Origin of the sequence: Pseudacidovorax intermedius (assembly GCF_001476815.1) — a bacterium.
Lineage (GTDB): Bacteria > Pseudomonadota > Gammaproteobacteria > Burkholderiales > Burkholderiaceae_C > Xenophilus > Xenophilus intermedius_A.
Genome location: NZ_LDSL01000051.1, coordinates 115063 through 127910 on the forward strand (window position 1 = coordinate 115063; position 12848 = coordinate 127910).

At 68.4% G+C, this 12848-nt stretch carries 14 protein-coding genes; 4 read left to right on the forward strand and 10 right to left on the reverse strand.

The genetic code is table 11. The features are described 5' to 3' along the window. Positions 1 to 60 precede the first annotated feature (60 nt). Positions 61 to 1167, forward strand: a complete 1107-nt coding sequence (locus tag NS331_RS08135; RefSeq protein ID WP_058641491.1) for a phosphotransferase — start codon at positions 61 to 63, stop codon at positions 1165 to 1167. 63 nt (positions 1168 to 1230) lie between these two features. Beyond that, entirely contained in the window at positions 1231 to 2505 is a 1275-nt protein-coding gene (locus NS331_RS08140) for an acyl-CoA dehydrogenase family protein (protein ID WP_058641492.1), read from the forward strand. Positions 2506 to 2630: 125 nt separating this feature from the next. Here the strand turns inward: NS331_RS08140 and NS331_RS08145 are convergent, their stop codons facing one another. The 6 genes from NS331_RS08145 to NS331_RS08170 form a co-directional block, all read right to left on the reverse strand. Beyond that, complete coding sequence (locus tag NS331_RS08145) at positions 2631 to 3110, reverse strand: GNAT family N-acetyltransferase (RefSeq protein WP_058641493.1); 480 nt, start codon at positions 3108 to 3110, stop codon at positions 2631 to 2633. Continuing rightward, on the reverse strand, positions 3110 to 3652 hold the full coding sequence (locus NS331_RS08150) for an MOSC domain-containing protein (RefSeq protein WP_058641494.1): 543 nt from the start codon (positions 3650 to 3652) through the stop codon (positions 3110 to 3112). The genes NS331_RS08145 and NS331_RS08150 overlap by 1 nt, the downstream gene beginning before the upstream one ends. An 11-nt stretch (positions 3653 to 3663) precedes the next feature. Beyond that, positions 3664 to 4998 (reverse strand): phosphoglucosamine mutase, encoded by a 1335-nt coding sequence (glmM, locus tag NS331_RS08155; RefSeq protein ID WP_058641495.1) that lies wholly within the window; start codon positions 4996 to 4998, stop codon positions 3664 to 3666. Further along, positions 4995 to 5912, reverse strand: coding sequence for a dihydropteroate synthase (gene folP / locus NS331_RS08160; protein WP_058641496.1), 918 nt, complete (start codon positions 5910 to 5912; stop codon positions 4995 to 4997). Before folP ends, glmM begins: the two co-directional genes overlap by 4 nt. After that, on the reverse strand, positions 5909 to 7828 hold the full coding sequence (ftsH, locus tag NS331_RS08165; RefSeq protein WP_440589370.1) for an ATP-dependent zinc metalloprotease FtsH: 1920 nt from the start codon (positions 7826 to 7828) through the stop codon (positions 5909 to 5911). Before ftsH ends, folP begins: the two co-directional genes overlap by 4 nt. 171 nt (positions 7829 to 7999) lie before the next feature. Then, positions 8000 to 8656, reverse strand: coding sequence for an RlmE family RNA methyltransferase (locus tag NS331_RS08170; RefSeq protein ID WP_058641498.1), 657 nt, complete (start codon positions 8654 to 8656; stop codon positions 8000 to 8002). Positions 8657 to 8676: 20 nt separating this feature from the next. On the opposite strand from NS331_RS08170, the gene NS331_RS08175 reads away from it, so the two are divergent. Further along, positions 8677 to 9147, forward strand: coding sequence for a YhbY family RNA-binding protein (locus tag NS331_RS08175; RefSeq protein WP_058641499.1), 471 nt, complete (start codon positions 8677 to 8679; stop codon positions 9145 to 9147). A 72-nt stretch (positions 9148 to 9219) separates the two neighbouring features. Beyond that, positions 9220 to 9942, forward strand: coding sequence for a hypothetical protein (locus tag NS331_RS08180; RefSeq protein WP_058641578.1), 723 nt, complete (start codon positions 9220 to 9222; stop codon positions 9940 to 9942). Between the two features lie 36 nt (positions 9943 to 9978). Here NS331_RS08180 and kdoO read toward each other — a convergent pair whose 3' ends face one another. From kdoO to NS331_RS08200, 4 genes are all read right to left on the reverse strand, one after another. Then, positions 9979 to 10866, reverse strand: a complete 888-nt coding sequence (gene kdoO / locus NS331_RS08185) for a Kdo hydroxylase KdoO (protein ID WP_058641500.1) — start codon at positions 10864 to 10866, stop codon at positions 9979 to 9981. A gap of 100 nt (positions 10867 to 10966) precedes the next feature. Continuing rightward, a complete protein-coding gene (locus tag NS331_RS08190) occupies positions 10967 to 11371 on the reverse strand; it encodes a DUF4149 domain-containing protein (RefSeq protein WP_058641501.1) in 405 nt (134 codons plus the stop codon). Between the two features lie 8 nt (positions 11372 to 11379). Then, complete coding sequence (greA, locus tag NS331_RS08195; protein WP_058641502.1) at positions 11380 to 11856, reverse strand: transcription elongation factor GreA; 477 nt, start codon at positions 11854 to 11856, stop codon at positions 11380 to 11382. A gap of 228 nt (positions 11857 to 12084) precedes the next feature. Further along, on the reverse strand, positions 12085 to 12813 hold the full coding sequence (locus tag NS331_RS08200) for an alpha/beta fold hydrolase (protein WP_058641503.1): 729 nt from the start codon (positions 12811 to 12813) through the stop codon (positions 12085 to 12087). Positions 12814 to 12848: the final 35 nt, after the last annotated feature.

A 12848-nucleotide genomic window follows, 5' to 3' on the forward strand; every position in this document is an offset into this window, starting at 1 on the left:
CGGGGCCGTGGCGGCAGCTGAACGCGTCCGCCATCAATCAGATGAACGAACGAACGAGACATGAGCCAGGACTTCAACACCTTCGTCGGCACCCGTGCGGTGTCGTCCCAGCACGCCGTGGACCTGCAGGCCCTGGAAACCTGGCTCGCATGGAACGTCGAAGGCTTCCGCGGGCCGCTGTCGATCGAGATGTTCAAGGGCGGCCAGTCCAATCCCACCTACAAGCTGCTCACGCCGGAGCGCCAGTACGTGATGCGGGCCAAGCCCGGTCCGGTGGCCAAGCTGCTGCCCTCGGCCCATGCGGTGGAGCGCGAGTACAAGGTCATGCATGGCCTGGCCGGCTCGGACGTGCCGGTGCCGCAGATGCTGGCGCTGTGCGAGGATGAGTCCATCATTGGCCGCGCCTTCTACGTCATGGAATGCATGCAGGGCCGCGTGCTGTGGGACCAGACCCTGCCGGGCATGTCCAATGCCGAACGGGCCGCCATCTACGACGAGATGAACCGCGTGATCGCCGCGCTGCACACGGTCGAGTTCGCCGCGCGCGGCCTGGCCGACTACGGCAAGCCGGGCAACTATTTCGAGCGCCAGATCGGCCGCTGGAGCAAGCAGTACAAGGCCTCCACCGACGGGGCAGGCGCCCTGTCGCAGCCCATCGACGAAATGGAGCGGTTGCTGGAGTGGCTGCCCACGCACATCCCCGCGAGCGCACGCGACGAATCCAAGGTCGCCATCGTGCATGGCGACTACCGGCTGGACAACGTGATGTTCGCTGCCGACGCGCCGCGCATCGTCGCGGTGCTGGACTGGGAACTGTCCACGCTGGGCCATCCGCTGGCGGACTTCGCCTACCACTGCATGTCGTGGCACATCCCAGCCGGTGCCTTCCGCGGCATCGGCGGCGTGGACCTGGCACCGCTGGGCATCCCTTCCGAGCAGGAGTACGTGCGCCGCTACTGCGAGCGCACCCGCCTCACCACGCCGCAGGCGCTGGCCGAGGACTGGAACTTCTACATGGCCTACAACCTGTTCCGCATCGCAGCCATCCTGCAGGGCATCGCCAAGCGGGTAGAGGCCGGCACGGCCTCCAGCGAGCAGGCCGTCAACTCGGCCAAGGGGGCGCGCCCCATGGCCACGCTGGCCTGGCAGTTCGCACAGCGCGCCTGAGCGCCTTCACCACGGCCCGCCCCCCCTCTTTCACCCGTTCCCACACCCACCACCGGAGACAGCATGGAGTTCGATTTTTCACCCAAGGTCAAGGACCTGCAGAAGCGCGTGAGCGACTTCATGGATGCGCACATCTTTCCGGCGGAGGCGGAATATGCCCGCGAGATGGCAGAGAACACGGCCGCCGGCAAGCGCTGGACCCATCTGGAGGTGATCGAACGCCTGAAGGAAAAGGCCCGCGCGCAGGAGCTGTGGAACCTGTTCCTGCCCAACGACACCGCCGAACTGGCCAAGAAGAAGGGTGGCGGCCTGACCAACATGGAATACGCGCCCCTGGCTGAACTGATGGGCCGCGTGCCATGGGCGTCCGAGGTCTTCAACTGCTCGGCGCCCGACACCGGCAACATGGAGACCATCGCCCGCTATGGCTCGGACGCGCACCGCGAGGAATGGCTCACGCCGCTGCTCGAGGGCAAGATCCGCTCGGCCTTCGCCATGACCGAACCGGCCGTGGCCTCCAGCGACGCCACCAACATCGAGACCCGCATCGAGCGCCAGGGCGACGAGTACGTCATCAACGGCCGCAAATGGTGGATCTCCGGCGCCGGCGATCCGCGCTGCAAGGTCTTCATCACCATGGGCAAGAGCGATCCCGAGGCGCCCAAGCATTCGCAGCAGAGCATGGTGCTGGTGCCGGCCGGCACGCCGGGCATCAAGATCCTGCGGCCGCTGAGCGTCATGGGCTACGACGACGCGCCGCACGGCCACATGGAGATGGTGTTCGAGAACGTGCGCGTTCCTGCCAGCAGCATCCTGCTGGGCGAAGGCCGCGGCTTCGAGATCGCCCAGGGCCGCCTCGGCCCCGGTCGCATCCACCACTGCATGCGCCTGATCGGCCTGGCCGAGCGCGCGCTGGAGCTGATGTGCCGCCGGGCCTCCTCGCGCGTGGCCTTCGGCAAGACGGTAGCCTCGCAGACCGTGACCCAGGAGCGCATCGCCGAGGCCCGCTGCCGCATCGACATGGCCCGCCTGCTCACCTTCAAGGCCGCCTGGCTGATGGACGTGGCAGGCAACAAGGTCGCCAAGACCGACATCGCCATGATCAAGGTGGTGGCGCCCAGCATGGCCTGCCAGGTGATCGACTGGGCCATGCAGGTGCATGGCGGCGGCGGCATGAGCGACGACTTCCCGCTCGCGTACGCCTATGCCAACGCCCGCACGCTCCGCTTCGCGGACGGCCCGGACGAGGTGCACCGCAACGCCATCGCCAAGTGGGAACTGGGCAAGTACGCGGCCGACAGGACCGCATCGGCCGAGCCGCCGGTCACGCGCTTCTGAAGCGCACACTGGGCCGTCCATGACGAAGCCGCCGCGCCCTCACGGGCTTGCGGCGGCTTTTTTTCTGGCCCCGGACGCTGCGCACTGGACGCCTGGGTCGCGGCAGCACCGCAGGTGTGGCCCGCTTACAGCTTTTTCTGCAGGAGCACCGCCTGCCCAAATGCTGGATCCAGCTCGTAGCCGGCGAAGCCGACCCGTCGGTAGGTATTCAGCGCCGGCGCGTTCCCTGAGAGCACTTCCAGCGTGAGCTTGCAGGCACCGCGGCGGCGCGCCTCTTCCTCCACCCGGGCCAGCATGCACTGGGCCACGCCCTTGCCGCGCGCGTGTGCAAGCACCACCACGTCGTGCACGTTGACAAGCGGCCGCGCAGCGAAGGTGGAGAAGCCCTCGAAGCAGTTGACCAGCCCGACAGCCGCGCCTTCGGCGTCGTACGCCATCACGCTGAAGGCATCCGGCCGCGCAGCCAGGGCCTGTGGCAGGCTGCGCCGCACGTCGGGCGAGAGCGGCTGGCCGCCGCCTGCAGGATCGCAGGCATAGGCATCGAGCAGCCGCACCAGCGTCTCGGCCTGATCGCGATCACGGTAGTTGACGAGGACGACGCGCATCAGACCGGCTCCAGGGGACGGTGGGGTTCTTCGGGAAGGATCACGACGATGGCGTCGCCTGCCGCGACAGTGCCGGCTGCGCTCACGACTGCCATCACGCCGGCCTTGCGCACAACGCGGCCCTGCGCGTCGCGGTCCAGCACCGCGGCCATCAGGCCGGGCTGGAAGCGATCGATCTGCCGGCAGGGGTTGCGCAGGCCGGTAATTGTGACTTCGGCCTCGGCGCCGAGGCGCAGCCGCGTGCCGGTGGGCAGGGCCAGCAGATCCAGACCGCGGGTGGTGATGTTCTCGCCCATCTCGCCGGGAAAGACGGGGAAGCCGCGCGGCATCAGTTCGTCGAACAGCTCGGCATGCAGCAGGTGCACCTGCCGCAGGTTGGGTTGGTCGGGGTTGCGCGCCACGCGCGAGCGGTGCTGCACGGTGCGGCCCGCATGGGCATCGCCGTGCACGCCCAGGCCCTCGACCAGCAGCACGCGTTCTTCCTCGAACTTGGAAAAGCCATGCGTGGTGCTGGCGTGGACGGCCAGGACCTGGGCAGCCATGGTGGACACGCTCAGGCGCCGGCCACGGTCGCCGCGATGCGGCGGGCCAGCGATTCGGCCTGGGCTGCGTCGCGGGCTTCCACCATCACGCGCAGCAACGGCTCGGTGCCGCTGGCGCGGATCAGCACGCGGCCCTCGTCGCCGAGTTCGGCTTCCACGCGGGCGCTTTCCTCCGCCAGGGCGCGGTTGGCCTTCCAGTCCTGCCCCGGCGCCAGGCGCACATTGACCAGGCTCTGCGGGAAGAGCTGCACCTCGGCCAGCAGATCGGCCATGCCCTGACCCCGCCGCACCACGGCCTGCAGCACCTGCAGCGCGCTCACCAAGCCGTCGCCCGTGGTGTGCCGGTCCAGCGCCAGCAGGTGGCCGGAACCCTCGCCGCCCAGCAGCCAGCCGCGGCGCTCCAGTTCCTCGAGCACATAGCGGTCGCCCACCTTGGCCCGCACGAAGCCGATGCCGGCCTTGCGCAGCGCCACTTCCACCGCCTTGTTGGTCATCAGCGTGCCGACCACGCCTTCCACCGGCAGGCCCCGCGCAACGCGGTCCATGGCCATCAGGTAGAGCAGTTCGTCGCCGTTGAAGAGGCGGCCGGAGGCATCGACCATCTGCAGCCGGTCGGCATCGCCGTCCAGCGCGATGCCGTAGCCGGCGCCCTGGGCCTTCACCTCGGCCACCAGCGCGCCGGGATGGGTCGCGCCGACGCCCTTGTTGATGTTCAGGCCATCCGGCCGCACGCCGATGCTGGCCACGTCGGCGCCCAGTTCGTGGAAGACGTTGGGCGCCACCTGGTAGGCCGCGCCGTGCGCCGCGTCCACCACGAGGCGCAGGCCGCGCAGGCTCAGGTCGGTGGGGAAGGTGCTCTTGCAGAACTCGATGTAGCGGCCCGCGGCGTCGCTCAGGCGGCGGGCGCGGCCCAGGCCGGACGAATCCACCCACACCGGCGCCTCGGCGAGCGCCGCCTCGACATCGGCCTCCCACGTGTCGCTGAGCTTGGTGCCCTGCGCGCTGAAGAACTTGATGCCGTTGTCGGGATAGGCGTTGTGGCTGGCGCTGATGACCACGCCCAGGCTGGCGCGCTGCGCCCGGGTGAGGTAGGCCACGCCGGGCGTGGGCAGCGGGCCGAGCAGCACGACGTCCACACCGGCGGAGTTGAAGCCGGACTCCATGGCCGACTCCAGCATGTAGCCGGAGATGCGCGTGTCCTTGCCGATCAGCACGGTGGGCCGGGCTTCGCTGCGCTTGAGCACGCGGCCCACGGCATGCGCCAGGCGCAGCACGAAGTCGGGGGTGATGGGCGGCTGGCCCACGGTGCCGCGGATGCCGTCGGTGCCGAAATACTGTCGGGTCATGAAAGGGAATCTTGTTGTTGTGTGGAGGTTTCGCCGACCTCGGCGCGCATCGCCGACCACACGGCCAGGCCCTGCACGGTCTCGCGCACGTCGTGCACGCGCAGGATGCGCGCGCCCTGCTCGGCCGCCAGCACCGCGGCCACCACGCTGGGCAGCATGCGCTGTGCGGGATCGGCCACGCCCGTGACCGCGCCCAGGGCCGATTTTCGCGACCATCCCGCAAGAATCGGGTAACCCAGGGCGGCGATGACCGGCTGGCGCGCCAGCAGCGAGAAATTCTGTTCGACCGTCTTGCCGAAGCCGATGCCGGGGTCGAGCACGATGCGGTCGGCCGACACGCCGAGGGCGCGCAGCTTCCGCGTCTCGGCACGCAGGAAGTCGGCCGCCTGCGCCACCGCATCGCCGCTCATGGGTGCGCGCTGCATGGTCTGCGGGTCGCGGTGCATGTGCATCAGGCACACGCCGCAGCTGGGATGGGCCACGACCACTTCGCGTGCGCCCGGCTGGCGCAGGCTCCAGATGTCGTTGACGATGTCGGCGCCCAGGTCCAGCACGGCCTGCATCACCTGCGGCTTGTAGGTGTCGATGGACAGCGGCACATTCAGCCGGACGGCCTCGCGCACCAGGGGCAGCACGCGGGCCAGTTCCTCGTCCAGCGCGACGGCAGGGCTGCCGGGCCGGGTCGATTCGCCGCCGATGTCGAGGATGTCCGCGCCCTGCTCAACCAGCCGTTCGCAGTGCGCCAGGGCCGCGTCCAATCCCGCATGCCGGCCGCCATCCGAGAAGGAATCGGGTGTCACGTTGACGATGCCCATGACCAGCGGACGCGCCAGCGGCAGCCGGAAGCGCCCCGCCTGCCAGCCAACGAAAACGGGGCCCGAAGGCCCCGTCTGCACACCGTGCACCTGCGTCATGCCGCCGTCGGTGCCGGATCGGGCTTGACGGCCGGTGCGCCACCACTGCCACCACCACCGGAGGACGGCGTGCGCGGCGTGAAGTCCTTGGGCGGACGCGGCTCGCGGCCGGCCATGATGTCGTCCAGCTGCTCGGTGTCGATGGTTTCCCACTCGAGCAGCGCCTTGGCCATGGCGTGCATCTTGTCGCTGTTCTCCTCGATCAGGCGGCGCGCCAGGGCGTACTGCTCGTCGATGATGCGGCGAACCTCGGCATCGACCTTCTGCATGGTCGTCTCGCTCATGTTGGTGGTCTTCGTCACCGAGCGGCCCAAGAACACCTCGCCCTCGTTCTCGGCATAGACCATCGGGCCGAGCGCCTCGCTCATGCCGTACTTCATGACCATGTCGCGGGCCAGATTGGTCGCGCGCTCGAAGTCGTTGGAAGCGCCGGTGGTCATCTGGTGCATGAAGACCTCTTCGGCGATCCGGCCGCCGAACAGCATGCTGATCTGGTTCAGCATGTACTCGCGGTCGTAGCTGTAGCGGTCGTTTTCGGGCAGGCTCATCGTCACGCCCAGCGCACGGCCGCGCGGGATGATGGTGACCTTGTGGACCGGGTCGCACTTGGGCAGCATCTTGCCGATCAGCGCATGGCCAGATTCGTGGTAGGCCGTGTTGCGGCGCTCCTCCTCGGGCATGACCATGCTCTTGCGCTCGGGGCCCATGAAGATCTTGTCCTTGGCCTTCTCGAAGTCCTGCATCTCCACGACGCGGGCATTGCGGCGGGCGGCCATCAGCGCGGCCTCGTTGCACAGGTTGGCCAGATCGGCACCGGACATGCCGGGCGTGCCGCGGGCAATGATGCTCGGGTTGACGTCCTGGCCCACCGGGATCTTGCGCATGTGCACGCTCAGGATCTGCTCGCGGCCGCGGATGTCCGGCAGCGTCACGTACACCTGCCGGTCGAAGCGGCCCGGACGCAGCAGTGCAGCATCCAGGATGTCCGGCCGGTTGGTGGCTGCCACCACGATCACGCCGAGATTGGTCTCGAAGCCGTCCATCTCCACCAGCATCTGGTTGAGGGTCTGCTCTCGCTCGTCGTTGCCGCCACCCAGGCCGGCACCACGCTGGCGGCCGACGGCGTCGATTTCGTCGATGAAGATGATGCAGGGCGCATTTTTCTTGGCGTTCTCGAACATGTCGCGAACGCGTGCCGCGCCCACGCCGACGAACATTTCCACGAAATCGGAGCCCGAGATGCTGAAGAACGGCACCTTGGCCTCGCCGGCGATCGACTTGGCCAGCAGCGTCTTGCCGGTGCCCGGGGGGCCGACCAGCAGCAGGCCGCGCGGAATGCGGCCGCCCAGCTTCTGGAACTTCTGCGGGTCCTTCAGGAAGTCGACGACCTCCTTGACCTCCTCCTTGGCCTCGTCGCAGCCTGCGACGTCGGCGAAGGTGACGGTGTTGTTGTTCTCGTCGAGCATGCGCGCCTTGCTCTTGCCGAAGCTGAAGGCGCCGCCCTTACCGCCGCCCTGCATCTGGCGCATGAAGTACACCCACACGCCGATCAGCAGCAGCATCGGGCCCCAGCTGACCAGCAAGGTCATGAGCAGCGAGCCTTCTTCACGCGGCTTGACGTCGAACTTGACGTTGTGGTCGATCAGGTCGCCCACCAGGCCGCGGTCGAGCACGGTGGCGTTGGTGCGGATCTTCCGGTCGTCCGTGGTGATGGCGGTGATCTCGCCACCGGCCAGACCTTCGGGGATCACTGCGCTCTTGATCTGGTTGTTGCGGACCTGCTCGAGGAACTCGGAGTAGTTCACCGTGCCCGAGCCCATGGCGCCGCGGGTGTCAAATTGCTTGAACACCGTGAAGAGCACCATGGCGATGACCAGCCAGACGGCGATCTTGGAAAACCACTGATTGTTGTTCAAACGAAGCTCCAGTCGTAATGCGCGTGGGATGCGCGCCATCGTGAACCCATGCACGATGGTAATTGGCGTGCATTTTAGGCTTTTCAACCTGCGAAACCGGCCTACATGACTATGACGCCCATAGGCGCAGCACGGTTACAAAACGCGAATTTCGCCGCTTTTCGAGGCCGCTCAGCCCTTGAGGCCGATGCCGACGAGGAAGGTTTCCGACGACCGGTCCCGAGAGGACTTGGGCTTGTGCGGCTTGACGACCCTGAAATGGGCCTTGAAGAGCCGCAGCAGCGGGTCGTAGGCCGCGCCGTGGAACACCTTGGTCACCAGCGCGCCCTCAGGCCTCAGGTGGTGGAGCGCGAAATCCACCGCCAGTTCCACGAGGTTCTCGATGCGCGCCGCGTCGGCCGAATCGATGCCCGACAGGTTGGGCGCCATGTCCGACACCACAACGTCCACCGGCCGGCCCCCTACGGCCTCTTCGAGGCGCGCCAGCACCTCGGGCTCGCGGAAGTCCCCCTGCAGGAAGGTGACCCCCTCGATCGGCTCCATCTCGAGGATGTCGAGGGCGATCAGCGTGCCGTCGAGCGCGCCTTGCGCTGCGCCGGCCGGCGCCATGCGCCGGCGCAGGTACTGGCTCCAGGCACCGGGGGTGGAGCCCAGGTCCACCACCACCTGGCCCGGCCGCACCAGGCCGAAGACCTCGTCGATCTCCTTGAGCTTGTAGGCCGCGCGGGCGCGGTAGCCCTCCTTCGTGGCCAGCTTGACGTAGGGATCGTTGACGTGATCGTTGAGCCAGGCCTTGTTGACCTTCTTGCTCTGGGTGCGAACTTTCATGTGGGCTCGATAATACGGGGATGCCCGCCATTCAATTGACTCCCGCACAGCGCAAAGCCCACCGTGCGGACGCCCACCACCTGGACCCGATCGTGATGATCGGCAGCGACGGGCTCACCGACGCCGTCAAGAGGGAAGCCGATGCGGCCCTCAAGGCGCACGGCCTGATCAAGATCCGCGTCTTCTCCGACGACCGCCTCGCCCGCGACGCCATGCTCTCCGAACTGGCCGATGCGCTGGACGCCGCGCCGATCCAGCACATCGGCAAGCTGCTGGTGCTGTGGCGGCCCAAGCCCGCCAAGGTCCGCGAGGAGGACGAAGACCGCATGGCCGGTCCGCGCGACGTCAAGATCCTCAAGTACAGCAAGCGTGGCGGCCAGCGTCCCGAGGTGAAGATGCTGCGCGTGCTGGGCAACCAGCGGCTCACGCCCGGCGGCATCGTCAAGCGCGCCAAGCCCAAGCAGAAATCGATCAAGAAGCGGCAGGACTGAGGCGTGAGCGCCCCTGTGGCCAAGCGCCCCACCGGCACCGACGCGGCGGGCCGGCAGCGGCACATCCTGTGCATGAAGTGGGGCACCAAGTACGGGCCCCACTACGTCAACCGCCTCTATGCCATGGTGCGCCGGCACCTCACCGGCGACTTCAACTTCGTCTGCCTGACGGACGACGACACCGGCATCCGCCCCGAGGTGCAGTGCCTGCCCATTCCGCCGCTGTCGCTGGAACTCAAGCCCGGCCAGCCGGACCGGGCCTGGCGCAAGCTCACCACCTTCGAGCAGGACCTGTACGGCCTGCGCGGCACCGCCCTCTTCCTGGACCTGGACGTCGTGATCGTGGGCGGCCTGGATGCCTTCTTCGAGCAGCCGGGCGAGTTCCTCATCATCCACGACTACCCGCGCTTCTGGCGCTTCGGCCAGCGGGTGACGGGCAATTCCTCGGTCTACCGTTTCGAGTTGGGCGCGCATGCGGACGTGCTGGCGCATTTCCGCAGCCACATGGACGAGGTGCCGCGCCAGTACCGCAACGAGCAGGCCTACCTGTCGGCCTTCCTGCACCGCCAGGGCAAGCTCGGCTACTGGCCGGCGCCATGGTGCCCGAGCTTCAAGTACCACAGCATCCCGCCATGGCCACTCAACCTGTGGAAGCCGCCGGTGGTGCCCGAAGGGGCGCGCGTGGTGATCTTCCACGGCGAATGCAACCCGCCGGATGCACTCGAAGGCCGGCGCAACCGGCGCTTCCGGCACATCGAGCCGGCGGCCTGGGTCGCCGAGCACTGGCGCGAATAGCGTCCCGCGCTGCCGGCGGGCCGTATCCGGAGCGGCTCAGGCTGCCGCTTCGGCACCCACCAGCGGCCGGCCCTTGAGGCGCGTGAGGATGCCCAGCGGGCTGGCGGCGGGGTCGTACTCGCCGCCGGTCTGCAGGAAGAGCGTCTGCTCCATCATGTACTGGCCCGACATGGCGGCATGCGAGGTCTGGTCGGAGAAGCACACCCAGGTCGAGCCCGCCGGGAAATTCACGGTCTGCTGCGGCGCGTTGCGCTGGTAGTCCAGGTCGCGCTTCATGCCGTCGTGCAGCTGCAGCATCAGGTGGTCGTATTCGCTGCGCAGCGACTTGGTGACGTGCAGCGCCGCCAGCGCCTTGGCCTGCCACAGCGAATAGGGCTTGGCCTTCGGCAGGAAGGTTCGCGCCACCGTTTCGAAGGGCTCGCCCACGCGCCACACACGGTCGCCGCCGGCCGGATGGATGTTGGTGAAGACACGCAGGATGCGCTCGCCCCGGTTGGGCCGAGACGGGAAGGCATCGACGTGCAGCCGCCGGTCGTCGGCGCGCCAGGACTGCACCCGGCTTTCCACTTCCGACGGCCGCAGGCTGGTCGGCGCCATCCGCAGCTTGCCCTCGTAGCCGGGCAGCAGCCGTGCGATCAGCGCCTGGGACTGGGTGCGGAAGCGCTGAATCCAGGCGGTGACCGTCGCCTGCGTGGCGGCGTCGCCGGCCAGGCCCTTGAGCCGGCCCTGCGCATCCAGGCTGATGTTGCGGGACTTGGGGTCGCGCATCTCGGGGTGCAGCAGGGCCTGTTCGGCATCGCTCAGGGCGAAGCCCAGGTTGGGAAAATACAGCACCTTGCCCGCTTCGAGGCCGGCGGTCCATGCCGGGTCTTCGTGCAGCTCGGCCACGCCGGCAGCGGGAATGCGGATGATCTGGGAGGCCATGGTCGCTTCTCGGTGTTGTTGTTGCCGACGATGGTGCCACCTTCGGACGCGGCGTGCAGGCGACGCCAAGCGGTGGGGCGCGGGGCTGGAGTTCAGCCGCTCAGGCCCGTCGCCACAGGTTCAGGCCCGCGCACAGCCACTGCAGCGCATACATGGCGGTGCCCACGCCGTGCCACAGCCGCAAATTCTCGCGCGCGACGATGCGTGGCGCCACGGCATATTCGACCAGCAGGGCCATGAGCAGGCCGCCGAGCACCAGCATCACCATGCCCGGCCGGGCGGCGGGCTCGTCGTCGCCATGGCGGCCCATCGCCATGAGCAGCACCAGCGCGCAGCCGATGGTCACCCAGGTCTGTGCCGAGAACAGGTGCGCCGCCGTCGTGCCCGCCAGCGCCGCCGGCTGCAGGTGGACGAACAGCTGCGGCACGGCCACGAAGCCGATGGCCGTCAGGCTGCCCCACCACAGGGCAGCGGCCATGAGCGCGATGCGCTGGCGGACTCGCATGCCGCCGGTCAGGCGTAGCTGACGCCCACGATCTCGTAGCGCTTGACGCCGCCGGGCGCCTGCACCTCGGCCACGTCGCCCTCTTCCTTGCCGATCAGCGCGCGGGCGATGGGGCTGGAGATGTTGATGAGGCCCTGCTTCAGGTCGGCCTCGTCCTCGCCGACGATCTGGTAGCGGACGGTGTCGCCGCTGGACTCTTCCTCCAGCTCGACGGTGGCGCCGAAGACCACCTTGCCGCCGCCGTCGATCTCCGACGGATCGATGACCTGGGCGGCCGACAGCTTGCCTTCGATTTCCTGGATGCGGCCTTCGATGAAGCCCTGGCGGTCCTTGGCGGCGTCGTAGTCGGCGTTCTCGCTCAGGTCGCCCTGGGCACGGGCCTCGGCGATGGCATTGATCACGGAGGGGCGCTCCACCGTCTTCAGGCGGTGCAGTTCTTCGCGCAGCTTCTCGGCGCCGCGCTTGGTGATGGGAATGGTGGCCATGTCCGTCGTCGTTCTGGTCTGTCAAAAAAGCCCTTACAGCCGCTTGCGGGCGGGCTGCGGCATTGCCGCGCCGGGGCGCAGCAAGGTGGGCCGGCGGCAAAAAAGAACGACACCGCCGGGCCGGAGCCGGGCGGTGTCGGTGAAGCGATTATGCCGGCTGTTGCGCGGCAGGCCAAACCCGCACGCGCGATGCAGGCAGCCGTGCTCGCCGGACGCGGCGCGAGGACCTCAGTCCCGGCCCGCCTCCTCGAGCTTGCGGGCCAGCAGCTCGGGGTTGGAGAAGCACAGCTCGTGGCCGCCCTCGCACTCCACCAGCCGGAACAGGCCCAGCCGCTCCGACAGGCGCGGATGCCACGGCAGGCTGTGCGGCAGCGCCGTGTCCTGCCGCGCGTTGAGGTAGCTCTTGCCGATCTCCAGCGCGGCCAGCGGCTGCGGCAGCACGGCCGCCTCGGTGAAAGTGCGGTAGGGATGCGGATTGAGCATCGCGTAGGTACTGCGTGCCAGGGCTTCGTCGGCATCGTTCATGAACGACTCGCGCCAGATCGGGTATGGCAGCATCACCGCCTGGCCATTGGCCGCCGCCACGCCATCGAAGAGCGCGCGGTAGTGCGGCGGCACCAGGTCGTTCAGGCACTCGCCGTCCAGCGGAACGAAGGCATTCCAGTAGACGAGGCGGCGGACGCGCCCCGGCAGCCGGCGCGGCATGTGGCTGATGACCATGCCGCCATAGCTGTGGCCGACCAGCCGGACCTGCTGCAGGTCGTGCTGCTCCAAGAAGGCGGCCAGCGAGTCGACCGCCTCGGCCAGGCCGATGGCGTCGCGCTTGTCGTCGGGTCGGTTGCCGGCCAGCGTCGGACAGTGGACGGTGTGGCCGCGCTGGCGCAGGTGCTGCGCCGTGGCTTCCATTTCGGCGCCGGTGTGCCAGGCGCCGTGAACGAGAACGTAGGTGTCTGCCATGTCGAATCCTCCATCGTTGGGGCGGCCGGGGCGCG

Bases quoted from the DNA above. Each gene is read 5' to 3' on its own strand.
- NS331_RS08190 (WP_058641501.1), bottom strand. From the start codon at position 11,371: ATGCGAGTCCGCCAGCGCATCGCGCTCATGGCCGCTGCCCTGTGGTGG.
- NS331_RS08175 (WP_058641499.1), top strand. From the start codon at position 8,677: ATGCCCGCCATTCAATTGACTCCCGCACAGCGCAAAGCCCACCGTGCG.
- NS331_RS08170 (WP_058641498.1), bottom strand. From the start codon at position 8,656: ATGAAAGTTCGCACCCAGAGCAAGAAGGTCAACAAGGCCTGGCTCAAC.
- kdoO (WP_058641500.1), bottom strand. From the start codon at position 10,866: ATGGCCTCCCAGATCATCCGCATTCCCGCTGCCGGCGTGGCCGAGCTG.
- NS331_RS08180 (WP_058641578.1), top strand. From the start codon at position 9,220: ATGAAGTGGGGCACCAAGTACGGGCCCCACTACGTCAACCGCCTCTAT.
- glmM (WP_058641495.1), bottom strand. From the start codon at position 4,998: ATGACCCGACAGTATTTCGGCACCGACGGCATCCGCGGCACCGTGGGC.
- NS331_RS08140 (WP_058641492.1), top strand. From the start codon at position 1,231: ATGGAGTTCGATTTTTCACCCAAGGTCAAGGACCTGCAGAAGCGCGTG.
- greA (WP_058641502.1), bottom strand. From the start codon at position 11,856: ATGGCCACCATTCCCATCACCAAGCGCGGCGCCGAGAAGCTGCGCGAA.
- folP (WP_058641496.1), bottom strand. From the start codon at position 5,912: ATGACGCAGGTGCACGGTGTGCAGACGGGGCCTTCGGGCCCCGTTTTC.
- NS331_RS08150 (WP_058641494.1), bottom strand. From the start codon at position 3,652: ATGGCTGCCCAGGTCCTGGCCGTCCACGCCAGCACCACGCATGGCTTT.
- NS331_RS08135 (WP_058641491.1), top strand. From the start codon at position 61: ATGAGCCAGGACTTCAACACCTTCGTCGGCACCCGTGCGGTGTCGTCC.
- NS331_RS08200 (WP_058641503.1), bottom strand. From the start codon at position 12,813: ATGGCAGACACCTACGTTCTCGTTCACGGCGCCTGGCACACCGGCGCC.
- NS331_RS08145 (WP_058641493.1), bottom strand. From the start codon at position 3,110: ATGCGCGTCGTCCTCGTCAACTACCGTGATCGCGATCAGGCCGAGACG.